This is a genomic window from bacterium (assembly GCA_016702305.1).
In the GTDB taxonomy this organism is placed as follows: domain Bacteria; phylum Electryoneota; class RPQS01; order RPQS01; family RPQS01; genus JABWCQ01.
The window spans coordinates 629,593-642,386 of record JADJEH010000002.1; the positions used below are offsets into that span (position 1 = coordinate 629,593).

Below are 12,794 nucleotides of genomic sequence, written 5' to 3' on the forward strand. Positions count from 1 at the left end.
GTCACTTTCCGCTTCCCGGTGCGAAGCGCCCAACCGTTTGCGCGGCCTGGCCAAGTACCTCGCCAATCGCCGCAGCATCCTTACCGCCTGCTGTAGCCATGTGGGACTTGCCGCCGCCGCCGCCTTTCAGAGGTTTGGCCAGCTCCTTGACAATCGGCACGGCATCCCATCCCGCCTTAACGAGGTCCTGCGTAATCACGACTGCCAGTCCCGGCTTGTCATCGGCGACCATCGCCAGCACGCCGATTCCGCTGCCCAGTGCGTCGCGCAATGCGTCGCCCATATCTTTGAGTTGATCGAGATTCTGTGCGCTCACCTGCTGTGCCACGAGTCTGAAGCCATGGACGGTCACCGCCTGAGCCACCAGCGCCTGCATTTCACTCCTCGCGGCAATCGCGCGCAACTGCTCAATCTCTTTTTCGAGTTTCTTCTTCTCGTCGAGCGTCAGCTTGAGCTTCTCGGCAGGATCACTTCCCGCGCTGCCCAACAGATCCACAAACTCATCCACCTTCGCACGCTGCGACGCCAGAAAACGCCACGCGCTGTCGCCGGTCAGGGCTTCAATGCGGCGCACGCCGGCCGCCGCTGACGTCTCGGCCTTGATGACAAACACGCCGATGTCGCCGGTGCGTTTGACATGACAGCCGCCGCACAGTTCCCGCGAGACGATGCGCTCTTCGTCGGAGATTTCGACCATGCGCACTTCGTCGCCGTACTTCTCGCCAAATAGCGCCATTGCACCGAGCGCCTGCGCCTGTTTGAGCGGGAGCGTCCGCGGTGCAACGCCGTAATTGCCGCGAATCCACTCGTTGACCTGCGCCTCAATGCGGTGCAGTTCATCTGTCGTTGGCTTCTCGAAATGCGTGTAGTCGAAGCGCAGGTAATCGGGACCAACATAGGATCCCGCCTGGTGCACGTGATCGCCGAAGGCGGCCCGCAGAGCCGCATGCAGGAGGTGCGTGGACGTGTGGTTGTATTCGGTTGGGATACGGTGCTCGCGCGTCACCCGCAGAATCACTGGAATCCACAACTTACCGATCACAGCCTGCTGCAGTTCTGGATGAATGCCCTCGACCTGGGCCGTATGCAGAACGGACTTGTCACGGCGCAGCACTCCCAGTACGGCGGCATGCACAAAGTGGTCGCCCAGTTCAAGCTCGGCGCTGCCGTCATCCGCGACCTGGCCGCCCGACTCTACGTAGAACGGCGTTAATTTCGCTGTGAACAACAGGCGTCCGCTCTCGGCGTCAAAATGCAAAGGCAGTATCTCGGTCGAAACGGCCAACGACTCATATCCCGCAAACTCCGTTGCCGGCAACTCCCCATCGTAGGTAAATTCCTCACGTCCGGCTTTAAAGGCTCCGGCGGCCCGGGCCCGGGCTCGTTGCGCATCCATGGCACCGGCGAAGCCCGATTCATCCACGTCGAAACCATTTTCGCGTGCCATCAACTGTGTCAAGTCGATCGGGAAGCCGAATGTGTCGTAGAGTTTGAAGGCCTCATCACCGGGAATCACGGCCGATTGCGTCTTGCGCAATTCCGAGACCACCGTTTCAAATTGCTCGAGGCCGCGATCCAGCGTCTTTCCGAAATGCGATTCTTCGGCCTCAATCACCCGCGCAATATGCGCGTGACGATCCTTGATCTCGGGGAAAATCTGTCCCATCGTATCCACAAGCACTGGCACCAGCGTGTGAATGAACGGCTCGTGCAATTCGAGCTTGCGGCCAAACCGCGCGGCCCGGCGCAAAATGCGGCGCAGCACATAGCCGCGCCCCTCGTTGCCCGGCATGGCGCCATCACCGATCGCAAAGGTCAGGCAGCGCAAGTGATCGGCGATCACGCGGTGCGGAATGCCGTCATCTCCTTGCGAGTACGCCTTGCGGGAGCGCTCGACGATTGCCTGAATGATGGGTTGAAACAGGTCGGTATCGTAGTTCGAGCGATGCCCGCCCAGAACGGTCGCCAATCTCTCGAGTCCGGCGCCCGTGTCCACGTGCTTGGCAGGCAATTGCACGAGCGATCCATCGGGCCGTGCATCGTATTGAATGAACACGTGGTTCCACAGCTCGATGTAGCGGCGTGAACCTGAATTCACGAACGCAGCCGGGTCGCTGTCATACTCCGGTCCGCGATCAATGTGCATTTCAGTGCAGGGGCCGCACGGTCCCGTATCCCCCATAGACCACCAATTGTCTTTTTTGCCGAACCGCAGGACGTGCGACGGTAGAATATCGGTCTCGCTGCGCCACAGCGATTCCGCCTCGTCATCGGTCTCGTAGACCGTGGCGTACATTTTGTCCTTCGGCAGCTTGAAGACGTCCGTCATCAGCTCCCAGCCCCAGCGAATAGACTCTCGTTTGAAGTAGTCGCCGAAGCTCCAATTGCCGAGCATCTCGAAGAATGTATGGTGGTACGGCGACACGCCGACCTCTTCAAGGTCGTTGTGCTTACCCGACACGCGGATACATTTCTGCGTATCGGCAATCCGCGGAGCCGCGGGTTTGGCGATCCCAAGAAACGACGGCTTGAACTGGTTCATACCGGCGTTCGTGAACAACAACGTGGGGTCGTCCTGCGGCACGACCGGTGCGGACGGCACGATCAGATGTTCACGTTCGCGGAAAAAATCGAGAAATTGTTGGCGGATTTCGGCTGCGGTCATGAGTTGCTGTGTATGTGCTGTGAGACTAATTCAAAATCATGGAGAAGCCGCAATGCAGGCCGATATAGCCTGTTGCGGCCGTATTGTCAACACGGAGTAGCTCGGTAAGCGGCCAGGCTGCGACAAGTTTTAGCGCGGCGCCGGAGACTTCCGGATTGCGCAGTGCCAGATGCACGACGCCGCGCGCCATGACGGACTTGCCCTCAATGGAACGTCCGGCTACGTAAACACCGTCAATCGGAGGCCGTGCATTGTCTTCAGCGGCCGTCCACCACGCCAGCGACGATCCGATGCCGATCTGTAGTTTGTGTAAATCGCCGGGCGATGTGAGGACGTCCATGCCGATTTCGCGCTGATGAAATCGAATATCGAATGCGGGCGGGGGCGAGGGGTCATCGTTGACCCGACCGTCGGTGGTCAGCAGCGAGAAGGACGGACTAAGAACGACAGCCCCAAGCGCGGGGAAGTAGCCGCTGAACATCAACGTCGTGCCGAGCGATCCAGGCGCGACGCGTTCGCCCTCAGCATCTTCAAAAGTGGAAAATCCGGTGGAAGTAGCCAGTCCGACCTGAAGTTCGGCGTAAGAGAAGCGTTCCTTCGCCAGCACCGATGTGCCGACGATTAGCAGGGCAAAAAGCGCAGCGCGCATGCAGCGATTCCTCATGGTGTGCCGGTCAGTAAGTCACGAACGGGAATAAACTGCTTGCAAGGGCTCAGGCGTTCTCCTCTAACGGGGGTTCATCCGGCGGCAGCGCCAGAATTTTAGAAATGACATCGGGCCGGAAGCCGCGACGCGCGAGCAAGGCGGTCAGCCTGCGGCGGCAGGTGAGTTTGTCGAGTCCGGCATATTGTCCGGATTTGCGCTCAACCAGCTCGCGGGCCAGCTCGAACTCTTGATCGTTATCCACTGCCGCATTAGCAACGGATCGGGCCAAACTGCCCGCGACACCGCGCGCTTGCAGATCGCGCGCCAAGGCCATCCGCCCACGCGGATGCGATTCAAGCCTCGTGCGTACAAAGCCCTCGGCGAAGCGTTCGTCGTTGAGCAGGTTCTTCTCCTGCAACTTGACGATGGCCTGCTCAATCTCGTCCGGCAGATAGCCACGTATCTTGAGCTTGTCCTTCAGCTTGCGGACCGTATAAGAGCGCGTTGCCAGGAGTTTGACCGCGTACGGCAGGGCCGGTTCGAGCGGCGGCCTTTTCGTAGCCGTTTTCATCGCTGCATCATCGCCTGCGAGTCGAAAAACACGCCGATCTGCACGAGATAGGCATTGGCAGGACCAATGGACTGCGGATTAGCCGGTTGATCGAGGCCCCAGTGGTAGCTTAGCTCGCCGACGACGCCGACGCCATTCTGACTGCCGTCGGTCTTAACTCCGGCATGAATACTCGCAGTCGGGAAATCTCCGTCAAACGTGTATTCTATCGCCTCGAAGTAGTCTTCGCGGTACGTGCCTTGCGAGAAGCTGTAGCCCACGCCGCCGCCGGCATAGAAATCGGGAACGGATGCCGTGCGATACGACACCCGTCCACCCAGTTCAATCTGGAAGTAGTTCACCCGCGATCCGCGCGTCGGCCCCCCCGTGAGGTTGTTCCAGAAGAGGAACGAAGGACCCCAGAACACATGCTCACGATCGGTCTCGAAGCGGGCATGCGCCGTATAGCCGCCTCCGGCTTGAAACAGGCTGCTGCGTTCCACACCGGCGCCAGTGTCAGGCGTTCCCGAGTTGGCATAGCCCGTGGCAAACACCAAGTGGTAGGCATGACCCGGCAGCGCGCTGCCGAGCAGCACAAGCACGAAGCCGATTGCTGAAAGGCTACGACTTCTTGCTGCGCGATTTGGTCGGTTCGGCTTCTGCTTCAACGGCAGGTCCAGTCTCCGGGGCCACGAAACCCAGTTCACGGCGAACCTCGGTATTAATAGTCTTGAGCATCTCCGGCTGCTCCTTGAGCGTGGAAATCACGCGCTCGCGGCCTTGGCCCAATCGTTCGTCTTTGAAAGAATACCATGTGCCCGATTTGTTGACAATTTCCAGGGTGGCCGCCAAATCAAGCAGGTCGCCGACCTTTTCGATACCCTGTCCGTAGATGATATCGAACTCGGCCTCACGGAAGGGTGGAGCAATCTTGTTTTTTACAATCTTGACCTTCGTCCGGTTCCCGATCATGGTCTCGCCGTCTTTGATTGAAGCCATGCGGCGAATCTCCATACGCACCGAGCTGTAGAACTTCAGGGCATTGCCGCCGGTCGTCGTTTCCGGGTTTCCAAACATGACGCCGATCTTCATGCGGAGCTGATTGATGAAAATCAAGCATGTTCGTGAACGAGCCACCACGGCGGTCAGCTTGCGCATGGCCTGACTCATCAGGCGGGCCTGCAGGCCGGGCAGCGAGTCGCCCATTTCGCCTTCAATTTCGGCCTTCGGCACAAGCGCCGCCACCGAGTCAATGACAATCACGTCCAGAGCCCCGGAACGGATCAGCATTTCGGCGATATCGAGCGCCTGCTCGCCAGTATCGGGCTGCGACACGAGCAAATCGTCCAGGTCCACACCCAGTGCGCGCGCATAGTTTGAATCGAGCGCATGTTCGGCGTCAATAATTGCCGCCTTGCCGCCTTTTTTCTGTGCTTCAGATATGATCGTCAGCGCCAGCGTTGTCTTGCCCGACGATTCCGGACCATAGATTTCCACGACGCGTCCGCGCGGCACACCGCCCACTCCCAACGCTGCATCGAGCGATAGCGCGCCGGTCGAGATCACGTCAATCCGCTGCACCTGGCCGTTGTCCCCCAAGCGCATGATCGAGCCCTTGCCATACTGCTTGTCAATCTGTGCCAGCGTCAGATCGAGATTTTTCTGTTTTTCCGAATCCAGTGGTTTGCTCATAGCTATGTCTCTCGAGGGTTTGGATTATACCGAACGGCCCGTCTCGGCGTAGGTCTTTAGCCGCTCGAACCACAACTTATATTGCGACAGGAAGGCGCCCATGACCACTTTCTCAAGCATCTTGTTCATGAAGCCCTTCATTTCATAGTCAATGGTGAAATTCACCGCGCAGCGCTTCTCGGCCAATTCAATGAAGCGGAAACTGGTCCTCAGGTGCTCGACCTTTTCATGCAGCCCGGCACTGCCGCCCGTAACTTCTTCGGCATAATACTCGCCGTTCGCGTAATGCGTCACCCGCGTCTCGAGGGTCACGTCTTTGCCTGCCAAATCGAGCGTGAAGATGCGCATGGCGTCCTTGCCAAAACCGCCGACGGGTTCAATCCGCAAGTCGCGCACGTTGGGCGCCCAGGTTTCAACTTCCTTGGGTACGGTCAGAAGCTCCCACAAGCGCGCCGTCGGAGCTTCGATCTCAGTGGTTATAGTTTGCTTAGGCACGAGTCTTCCCAGTCTCGTTAGGTTGGGTTGAGCAATGAGCTCAACGGAAAATTTCTTAGGACCGAATAGATTGGCCCTTCTTGCCGGAGCGTACTCTTCACCAGACTGACTTCGGTAACGGTGAAGGAATCGCTCTGCAACGCGAAGTTCAGAAATGCCTGTGTCATCCGCTCCTTGCCGATCGGCTCTTTGATTCGAGCGACCGTCAGGTGCGGCACGAATTCCTTTTCTTCCGGTTCGAATCCCAGTGCATCCATCCGCTCGGCGATGCCGCCCTGAAGCGATTTCAGCGCCTTGGAAGGCGTCAGACCAGCCCAATAGGCGCGAGGTCTGCTCTTATTTGGGAAACAACCGACGCCTTGAATGGCCAGCTTGAACGGCCCGATATCGCGGCAGACTTCCTCAACATCGCTCTCGATGCGAGGCAGCAAGTCATCGGGCGTGTCGCCCAGGAATTTGAGCGTCAAGTGCAGGTTCTCGGGTTCCACCCACTTCACGCCGCGTCCGAGCCAGCCGATCTTCTCTTGCGGCTGCCTTAGAATCACCTGCCATTGATCCGGCAGCATTATAGCGATGAACAGTCTCACGCGCTATCGCTTGCCGGTCAGTTGCTTAAACAACAGATAGAGCGCGAAATGGGCCGCGCGTGTGCGCACCAGCTCCCGGCTCCGGCTGCCCACCTGGATTTTTTGGGAGACCGTTGTGTGTGCAGAGGCGATTCCGATCCAAACCGTTCCCACCGGCTTCTCATCCGTGCCGCCATCCGGACCCGCAATCCCGGAGACGCTCACTGCCCAATCCGCTCGCGCCGTTCGCAACGCTCCTTCGGCCATGGCCTGTACTGTCTCTTCAGAGACGGCGCCGTACTGTTCCAGCGTTGCCGCGGGCACGCCGAGCAATTCTTGTTTAGCCTCATTCGCGTAAGTCACGAAACCGCGATTGAACCAGCGCGAAGCTCCCGGCGTGTCGGTCAACATGGCGCTGATCAAACCGCCCGTGCAGCTCTCTGCCACCGTCAGCCACTGGCCGCGGTTGACCAAGACATTCCCGATGACTTGCGCTAACGTGTCCCGTCCGGTCGCGTAAACATGTTCGCCTGCGCGTTCGCGAATATAATGCTCGGCGAATGCGATATCGGCCTCCGCCTCGTACGCGTCCGTTGCTCGCGAAGTCATCCGTAGGTCAAGCAGACCTTGGTGGGGCAAATACGCCAACTCAACCCGCCGGGCCAAAGCATCGAGGTCGCCCAAGCGCTCCATGAGCAGCGACTCACCAATGCCCGCCATGCGCAGCGTGCGCGCGAAATATTTCGCTCCGCCAAACTGGCGCTGCACGATCGGCTCTACCTGTTCATCCATCAACCGTTCAAGCTCCGGCGGCACACCGGGCAACGCAAACAGGTGCTTGCCCTTGCGTTCCAAATATATTCCCGCCGCAGTACCCAGCGGGTTCGGCAAGCGCAGCGCTCCCCCGAGCACGAGCACCTGATTCGACGAGGCTGTAGGTATGGCGCGTCCCAGCTTGCGAAATATCTCCTCGACATGCACCCGCTGTTCCGCCGACTCCACAAGCGGCAAATCGAACAACCTGGCGATGGCGTCGCGTGTCAGATCGTCCGGTGTCGGACCGAGTCCGCCTGACAGGACAATGACGTCAGCCCGGTTCAGCGCCAGACTGATGGCCGCCTGAATCTCGGCCACATCGTCCGCCACGCACGACGACCATTGTACGGGAACTCCGCACTCGGCCAGACGCTGCCCAAGGAATGCCGCATTGCTATTGATGGTCCGGCCCAACAGCAGCTCGTCGCCAATCGTGATCACTTCGCTGCGCAGTCGCTCGCTCATCAAAATGCGCTCAGCAGTTCCGGCTGCCAGTAATGCAATCCGTACAAGCACAGCGCTGCCCACAGCCCGGCCAAAACATCGTCGAGCATCACGCCCCAGCCGCGCGGCAGCTTCTGCAATTGCCCGGCGCCCAGCGGCTTGAAGATATCAAAGGCTCGAAAAGCGAAAAATGCCGCGCTGAAGCCGAGGATCGTATGCGGAACGGCAAGCAGCGTTATCCACTGCCCGACGAGTTCATCAAACACGACCGGATCGGGATCTTCCTTCTTTGGATTCTTCCGCCGTACCAGAGCAAACCTCCCGGGGTCACGAACTTCGTAGCCGTCGATGTAACGGTTTGACAGCCACACACCGACGAAGGTCAGCAGCCCCAGCAGGATCAGCATCCATGGTGACTGCGCACGCGGTACAAACCACAAGATGCCTGCTACCAGCGCCGAGGCGACGGTCGCGGGAGCCACCGGTGAATAGCCCGTCCACAATACGGTCGTGACGGCCTCTTCGAAGCGAGTGATCATTTAGATGGGCCGTCCACGATGCCGGATTTCGCGTAGCAGCTCGCGGTTGCCGTGCAAATACTCAATCAGGGTAAACACTGTATAGGCCGTCACACTGGCCAGAATCCACCAGACAATCTTCTCAAAATACGGGACAGGTGTCACGCGGGCATGCACCCAATGGAGCGTGAGGATAGTCAGCGCCACCGCGCCCTGTAAAATTCCCTTCCACTTGCCGCTGGTGCGCCGCCCCATCGCAGTGCCGGTCAGCGCGGAAAAAACGCGCAGGTAGGCCACAACCACGTCGCGGTAGACAATAATCGCAACCATCCACGCGGCGGCGAAGCCCCACACGAGAAAACTGATGAAATAGGAGATGCGGGCAATGGTGTCACTCATCGGATCCAGCAGTTTGCCCACGTCTGAGACCTGCTTGCGCGATCGCGCCGCGATGCCGTCGGCTACGTCTGTCGCCTCAATCAGTACCGCAACTCCCAGCGCCAGTTCGATCGAGTACTTAAACTCGCCCAAATAGGCTATCAGAAATAGCGGTCCCAATGCCAGGCGCGACAGCGTGAGCTGATTGGCCAGATTAAACCCGGGAATCATAGGTCAATTGTCCATCCGCGTACGTTCAGCCAGCGCCCGCGCCAGCGTCACCTCATCCACGTGCTCGAGTTCGGCACCGATGGGGACGCCGCGCGCCAGCCGCGTGGCGGGAATCTGTTTCTCTTTCAACTCACGCAGCAGGTAGAGCGACGTCGCATCACCGTCCGCAGTCGGACTGATCGCCAGGATCACTTCACGAAAAGTTTCGTGCGTCGTGCGCGTCCACAGTTCAGCCATGCGCAAGGCTTCCGGTCCTACGCCATCGAGCGGGCTCAGCACGCCGCCCAACACGTGGTAGACGCCCCGGTATCCCGTTGCCTTCTCCAGCCGCAAAATATCTTGTGGCGACTCCACAATGCAGAGCATTTGCGAATCGCGCTTCGGGTCCGCGCAGATGACGCACAACTCGCTTTCAGTCAGATTGCCGCAACGCGGGCACAAATGCAACCGCAGTTTGACTTGCATGATCGCTTCGGCCAACGCCCGGGCGTCGGGTTCTGACTGCTTCAGAATGTGCAATGCGATGCGCAGCGCGGACTTCTTGCCCAGGCCCGGCAGCTTTGCAATCTGGTCAATCAGCCGCTCAAGCGTCGGCGACATTTGTGACATGCTACTTCTTCGCCTTCTCGACGCGTGAGGTGACGTCCTCGCCGCCAAACTGCGACATGACGCTGCTGAAAAGGTCGCCGCCTTCCGCGGCAGCATCGCCCGACTCCGCCTTGCGCGGTGCCGCCGAGGTCTTCGCGGTCGGTGCAGGATTGTCGGCCGCCGCTGCCGCTGCCGCCACAATCTTAACTCGTGCGCCCGTGACCTCGAGGATCGCCTGTTCGAGCGCCGCCGAGTTACTCTTGATGTTATCGAGATGGAACTTGCCCGGATGGCGCGGTCGAATAGTCAACGTCGTGCCTTGCAGGCTGACCGTCTCCCAATCGTTGTGGGCGAAGGCCGCCGCGGCCGAGCTGATCCTTTCGATCGCATCACAGATTCCAGCCCATGCTCCGTTCAGTTCGTCCAACTCCAGCGCTGTTGTGCGCGTCGGTGGGGGTGGGGGGGCGGTTGGTGCGGCTTGTGCCGTCGGCGCTTTGGGTTTGGGTTGCGTCACCGTTCGCGGAGTCTCAGCCTCTTTGGGCACCGTCGGTGCGGCCGGGCGCGGAGCGGCCGGAGCGGGCGAAGCGGGCCGCGCTGACTGCGCCACCGGAGTATCGCGCTCCACCTGGCCCAAGAGCTCCTTGATGCTCACCGCACGATCCAGAGTAACCCAGCGGAGCACCGAAATCTCAAACCGTGTTCGCGGCGAAACGGACCACTTGATATCGTCCTCGAGATTCGCGGCGAGACGAATCAGCCGGAACATGTCCTCAATCGTCAGATCACCCATCGCACTGCGCAGCGCCGCACACTCGTCGGGACCCCTCCCCGGTATCGGCAGGTTCTGCAGCAGAAAGACTCCGTCCGTCCAATAGGACTGCAATTCACGCAGAAGCAGGCTGTAATCCGAGCCTTGTCGCGCCAGTAGACCGAAAAACTCCGGCAGTCCATTCATGTCCTGCGTTGCCACCAACTGCGTTGCCCGTTCAAGCACGGCGGCTGACAGCGTGCCCAGCACGTTGCGGGTCTCGTCGAGAGTGATGTTATTCGCGCAGAACGCTACGACCTGATCCAGCAGTCCTTCTGCGTCGCGCAACGATCCGTCCGCAGCGCGCGCGATCTGGTACAAGGCCTCCGGCTCGGCTGCCCAGCCTTCCGCTTGCGCGATATGGCCGAGATGATCGGCAATCTCGACCGGAGACAACGGCCTGAAGTCAAAGCGCTGAACGCGCGAGCGAATGGTCGCCGGCACTTTGTGTACGTCGGTCGTCGCCAAAATAAAGATCACATGCGAGGGGGGCTCTTCAAGCGTTTTTAAAAACGCATTGAACGCCTGCGTCGTCAGCATGTGAACTTCGTCAATGATGAAGACTTTCTTCTGACCTGCGGCCGGCGCCAGCCGCGCCGCTTCGTTGATACGGCGGATGTCGTCCACCTTGTTGTACGAAGCGCCGTCAATCTCGACGACGTCCAATTCACGATCCTCGAGCAGTGCGCGACAAGTCTCGCATTCGTTGCACGGTTCGACGGGTTGGAGCTGCCCGGCCCGTTCACAGTTAATCGCTCGGGCCAGAATGCGCGCTGTCGAGGTTTTCCCCACACCGCGCGGACCCGTAAACAAGAAGCCGTGCGCAAGTCTCGACTGCGCAATGGCATTCTGAAGCGTGCGGGTGATATGCTCTTGGCCGACCACGTCAGCGAAGCGCTGTGGCCGCCAGCGGCGGGCGAGTACCTGATAGCTCATGGGAATGTGAGGAGTGGCGTCTGGCAACGGACGGGTATCGGTGTGCGTCTGGAACAACGCGACACGTAACCACGAAAGTAGCCGTTTTTCCCCGGAAAGTCAACGGTTGGGGATAAATATCTAAACACATGTTCAAATATAAGATAAGTGTTTACAATAAAATATGTGAAACCACCCTGATTACAAGCGCGGTGCGCCTCTACCGTCCGGCCAACCTGGCCGAGTTAGGCTCGGCGGCAAGCACATCGCGAATGCACAGCAGACCGGCCAAAAAGCAGCTCGCGCCGACCAATTCGCACGACTCTTCGAGAATTGGCAGGTAGTGGTGTGCGTTCGCTGATACCCCTGAAACAGTGAACGGGACGACCTCGGCCACCAGCGCCCCGCACCATAAGCCCACTCCGCACCACAGCCAAAGAGTCGCACTTGGAAAGACAGCGGACAATCTCTTCATGGCCCAGATGAGAGCCAGAAGTGCCGCCATGACCGCCGGAGCAAAGTAGAGTATCCATGGGGCGCCGCCAAAACTCAACTCGGTGCCATGCAGCTTCCAATACGCGACGCCGCCCAACCGTTCGTGAAGTGTAGCAGTTTCCGAAATCGAGATAGCCAGAAAGAGCAGCGCAGCCGCTCGCATCGGCCATTTCAAACGCCCCACTTGGCTGGCCAAACTACCTGCTAATAGTGCCGCGACCAGCAATTTCGCACTGCTGACCCAGACTGCGAGGTTGCTCTCCATATCCAGATTGACCAAATCGTCCACCAGCTCGTTTCCGACTGGGAAAAGGTTGAGCAATATGAGGATTGCGTCAGCCGTGAAAGCTGACTTTGTCACAAAAGAGGAGGACTGAAAACGGCCAACCATGCGGCAAGGAGGGAGAATTCGGTGAACGGCGGTGGATAAGTCGGGCAGGGATGGCTAAGGTTCTGACAATCAGCGCAGTACGCCGCAAATATAGTAAGCCGTCCTCGCACACATACTATACTTCGAAAGGCAAGGTTTTTAAGAAGATAGCATCACGGGATTTGTGCATTTTCGTGACGGTTAGCTTCACACTCTGTACATTGTTGAAGCCAATACGGGCCGGAGCGTTGCTTGCGAGTTGGGACAGGGTTGTCGCCAAAAAAGTCTCGGCAGACATCGCCAGGCGGTCCGTACACAGCGATGAACCACTTACCGTTGCTACCTTCCGGTCCTGGCGGGTTTGGGCGGTCACCTCTTGTACGGGGCCCGGCGATATCTGCCGAGGAATTGGAAACGCCGAAGGCGTTAGTGGAGCAGAGCGGGATCGAACCGCTGACCCCCACGTTGCGAACGTGGTGCTCTCCCAGCTGAGCTACTGCCCCAGAAGACGCGCAATATACGGAGCCGAAGACGGAATGTCAAGCTCCAAGCCGCCGAGGGTTCACTATGGACCATCGGGGATTTTTTACGTTGATTGAACGATTACAATATGTTAA

Annotated in this window: 13 protein-coding genes, 1 tRNA gene and 1 other RNA gene; all 15 read right to left on the minus strand. The window is 59.0% G+C overall.

Annotated features, from left to right (window positions below):
* Window position 1: 1 nt before the first annotated feature.
* Window positions 2-2,665, minus strand: a complete 2,664-nt coding sequence (gene alaS, locus IPH10_07165; GenBank protein ID MBK6910701.1) for an alanine--tRNA ligase — start codon at window positions 2,663-2,665, stop codon at window positions 2-4.
* 25 nt (window positions 2,666-2,690) lie between these two features.
* On the minus strand, window positions 2,691-3,314 hold the full coding sequence (locus tag IPH10_07170; protein MBK6910702.1) for a hypothetical protein: 624 nt from the start codon (window positions 3,312-3,314) through the stop codon (window positions 2,691-2,693).
* Window positions 3,315-3,378: 64 nt separating this feature from the next.
* Window positions 3,379-3,882, minus strand: coding sequence for a regulatory protein RecX (locus tag IPH10_07175; GenBank protein ID MBK6910703.1), 504 nt, complete (start codon window positions 3,880-3,882; stop codon window positions 3,379-3,381).
* A complete protein-coding gene (locus IPH10_07180) occupies window positions 3,879-4,463 on the minus strand; it encodes a hypothetical protein (protein MBK6910704.1) in 585 nt (194 codons plus the stop codon). Before IPH10_07180 ends, IPH10_07175 begins: the two co-directional genes overlap by 4 nt.
* Before the next feature lie 19 nt (window positions 4,464-4,482).
* Window positions 4,483-5,541: a recombinase RecA gene (recA, locus tag IPH10_07185; GenBank protein MBK6910705.1), complete on the minus strand. Its 1,059-nt coding sequence runs from the start codon at window positions 5,539-5,541 to the stop codon at window positions 4,483-4,485.
* Window positions 5,542-5,577: 36 nt separating this feature from the next.
* Window positions 5,578-6,048 carry an SRPBCC family protein gene (locus IPH10_07190; protein ID MBK6910706.1) on the minus strand — a complete coding sequence of 157 codons (471 nt, stop codon included), beginning with the start codon at window positions 6,046-6,048 and terminating at the stop codon, window positions 5,578-5,580.
* Between the two features lie 17 nt (window positions 6,049-6,065).
* Window positions 6,066-6,635: an RNA 2',3'-cyclic phosphodiesterase gene (gene thpR / locus IPH10_07195; protein MBK6910707.1), complete on the minus strand. Its 570-nt coding sequence runs from the start codon at window positions 6,633-6,635 to the stop codon at window positions 6,066-6,068.
* Window positions 6,636-6,638: 3 nt separating this feature from the next.
* A complete protein-coding gene (locus IPH10_07200; GenBank protein MBK6910708.1) occupies window positions 6,639-7,895 on the minus strand; it encodes a competence/damage-inducible protein A in 1,257 nt (418 codons plus the stop codon).
* Window positions 7,895-8,413: a phosphatidylglycerophosphatase A gene (locus IPH10_07205; protein MBK6910709.1), complete on the minus strand. Its 519-nt coding sequence runs from the start codon at window positions 8,411-8,413 to the stop codon at window positions 7,895-7,897. The genes IPH10_07200 and IPH10_07205 overlap by 1 nt, the downstream gene beginning before the upstream one ends.
* Window positions 8,414-9,001, minus strand: coding sequence for a CDP-alcohol phosphatidyltransferase family protein (locus IPH10_07210; protein ID MBK6910710.1), 588 nt, complete (start codon window positions 8,999-9,001; stop codon window positions 8,414-8,416).
* Between the two features lie 3 nt (window positions 9,002-9,004).
* On the minus strand, window positions 9,005-9,610 hold the full coding sequence (gene recR / locus IPH10_07215) for a recombination protein RecR (GenBank protein ID MBK6910711.1): 606 nt from the start codon (window positions 9,608-9,610) through the stop codon (window positions 9,005-9,007).
* A gap of 1 nt (window position 9,611) precedes the next feature.
* Complete coding sequence (dnaX, locus tag IPH10_07220) at window positions 9,612-11,333, minus strand: DNA polymerase III subunit gamma/tau (GenBank protein ID MBK6910712.1); 1,722 nt, start codon at window positions 11,331-11,333, stop codon at window positions 9,612-9,614.
* Between the two features lie 199 nt (window positions 11,334-11,532).
* The gene (locus IPH10_07225) at window positions 11,533-12,096 is read right to left on the minus strand and encodes a hypothetical protein (protein ID MBK6910713.1); all 564 of its coding nucleotides are present in this window, start codon (window positions 12,094-12,096) and stop codon (window positions 11,533-11,535) included.
* A 376-nt stretch (window positions 12,097-12,472) separates the two neighbouring features.
* Window positions 12,473-12,570, minus strand: an RNA gene (ffs, locus tag IPH10_07230) — signal recognition particle sRNA small type.
* 37 nt (window positions 12,571-12,607) lie between these two features.
* A tRNA-Ala gene (locus IPH10_07235) sits at window positions 12,608-12,680 on the minus strand.
* Window positions 12,681-12,794 lie beyond the last annotated feature (114 nt).

Bases quoted from the DNA above. Each gene is read 5' to 3' on its own strand.
- IPH10_07170 (MBK6910702.1), bottom strand. From the start codon at position 3,314: ATGCGCGCTGCGCTTTTTGCCCTGCTAATCGTCGGCACATCGGTGCTG.
- dnaX (MBK6910712.1), bottom strand. From the start codon at position 11,333: ATGAGCTATCAGGTACTCGCCCGCCGCTGGCGGCCACAGCGCTTCGCT.
- IPH10_07205 (MBK6910709.1), bottom strand. From the start codon at position 8,413: ATGATCACTCGCTTCGAAGAGGCCGTCACGACCGTATTGTGGACGGGC.
- IPH10_07175 (MBK6910703.1), bottom strand. From the start codon at position 3,882: ATGAAAACGGCTACGAAAAGGCCGCCGCTCGAACCGGCCCTGCCGTAC.
- IPH10_07200 (MBK6910708.1), bottom strand. From the start codon at position 7,895: ATGAGCGAGCGACTGCGCAGCGAAGTGATCACGATTGGCGACGAGCTG.
- IPH10_07210 (MBK6910710.1), bottom strand. From the start codon at position 9,001: ATGATTCCCGGGTTTAATCTGGCCAATCAGCTCACGCTGTCGCGCCTG.
- alaS (MBK6910701.1), bottom strand. From the start codon at position 2,665: ATGACCGCAGCCGAAATCCGCCAACAATTTCTCGATTTTTTCCGCGAA.
- recR (MBK6910711.1), bottom strand. From the start codon at position 9,610: ATGTCACAAATGTCGCCGACGCTTGAGCGGCTGATTGACCAGATTGCA.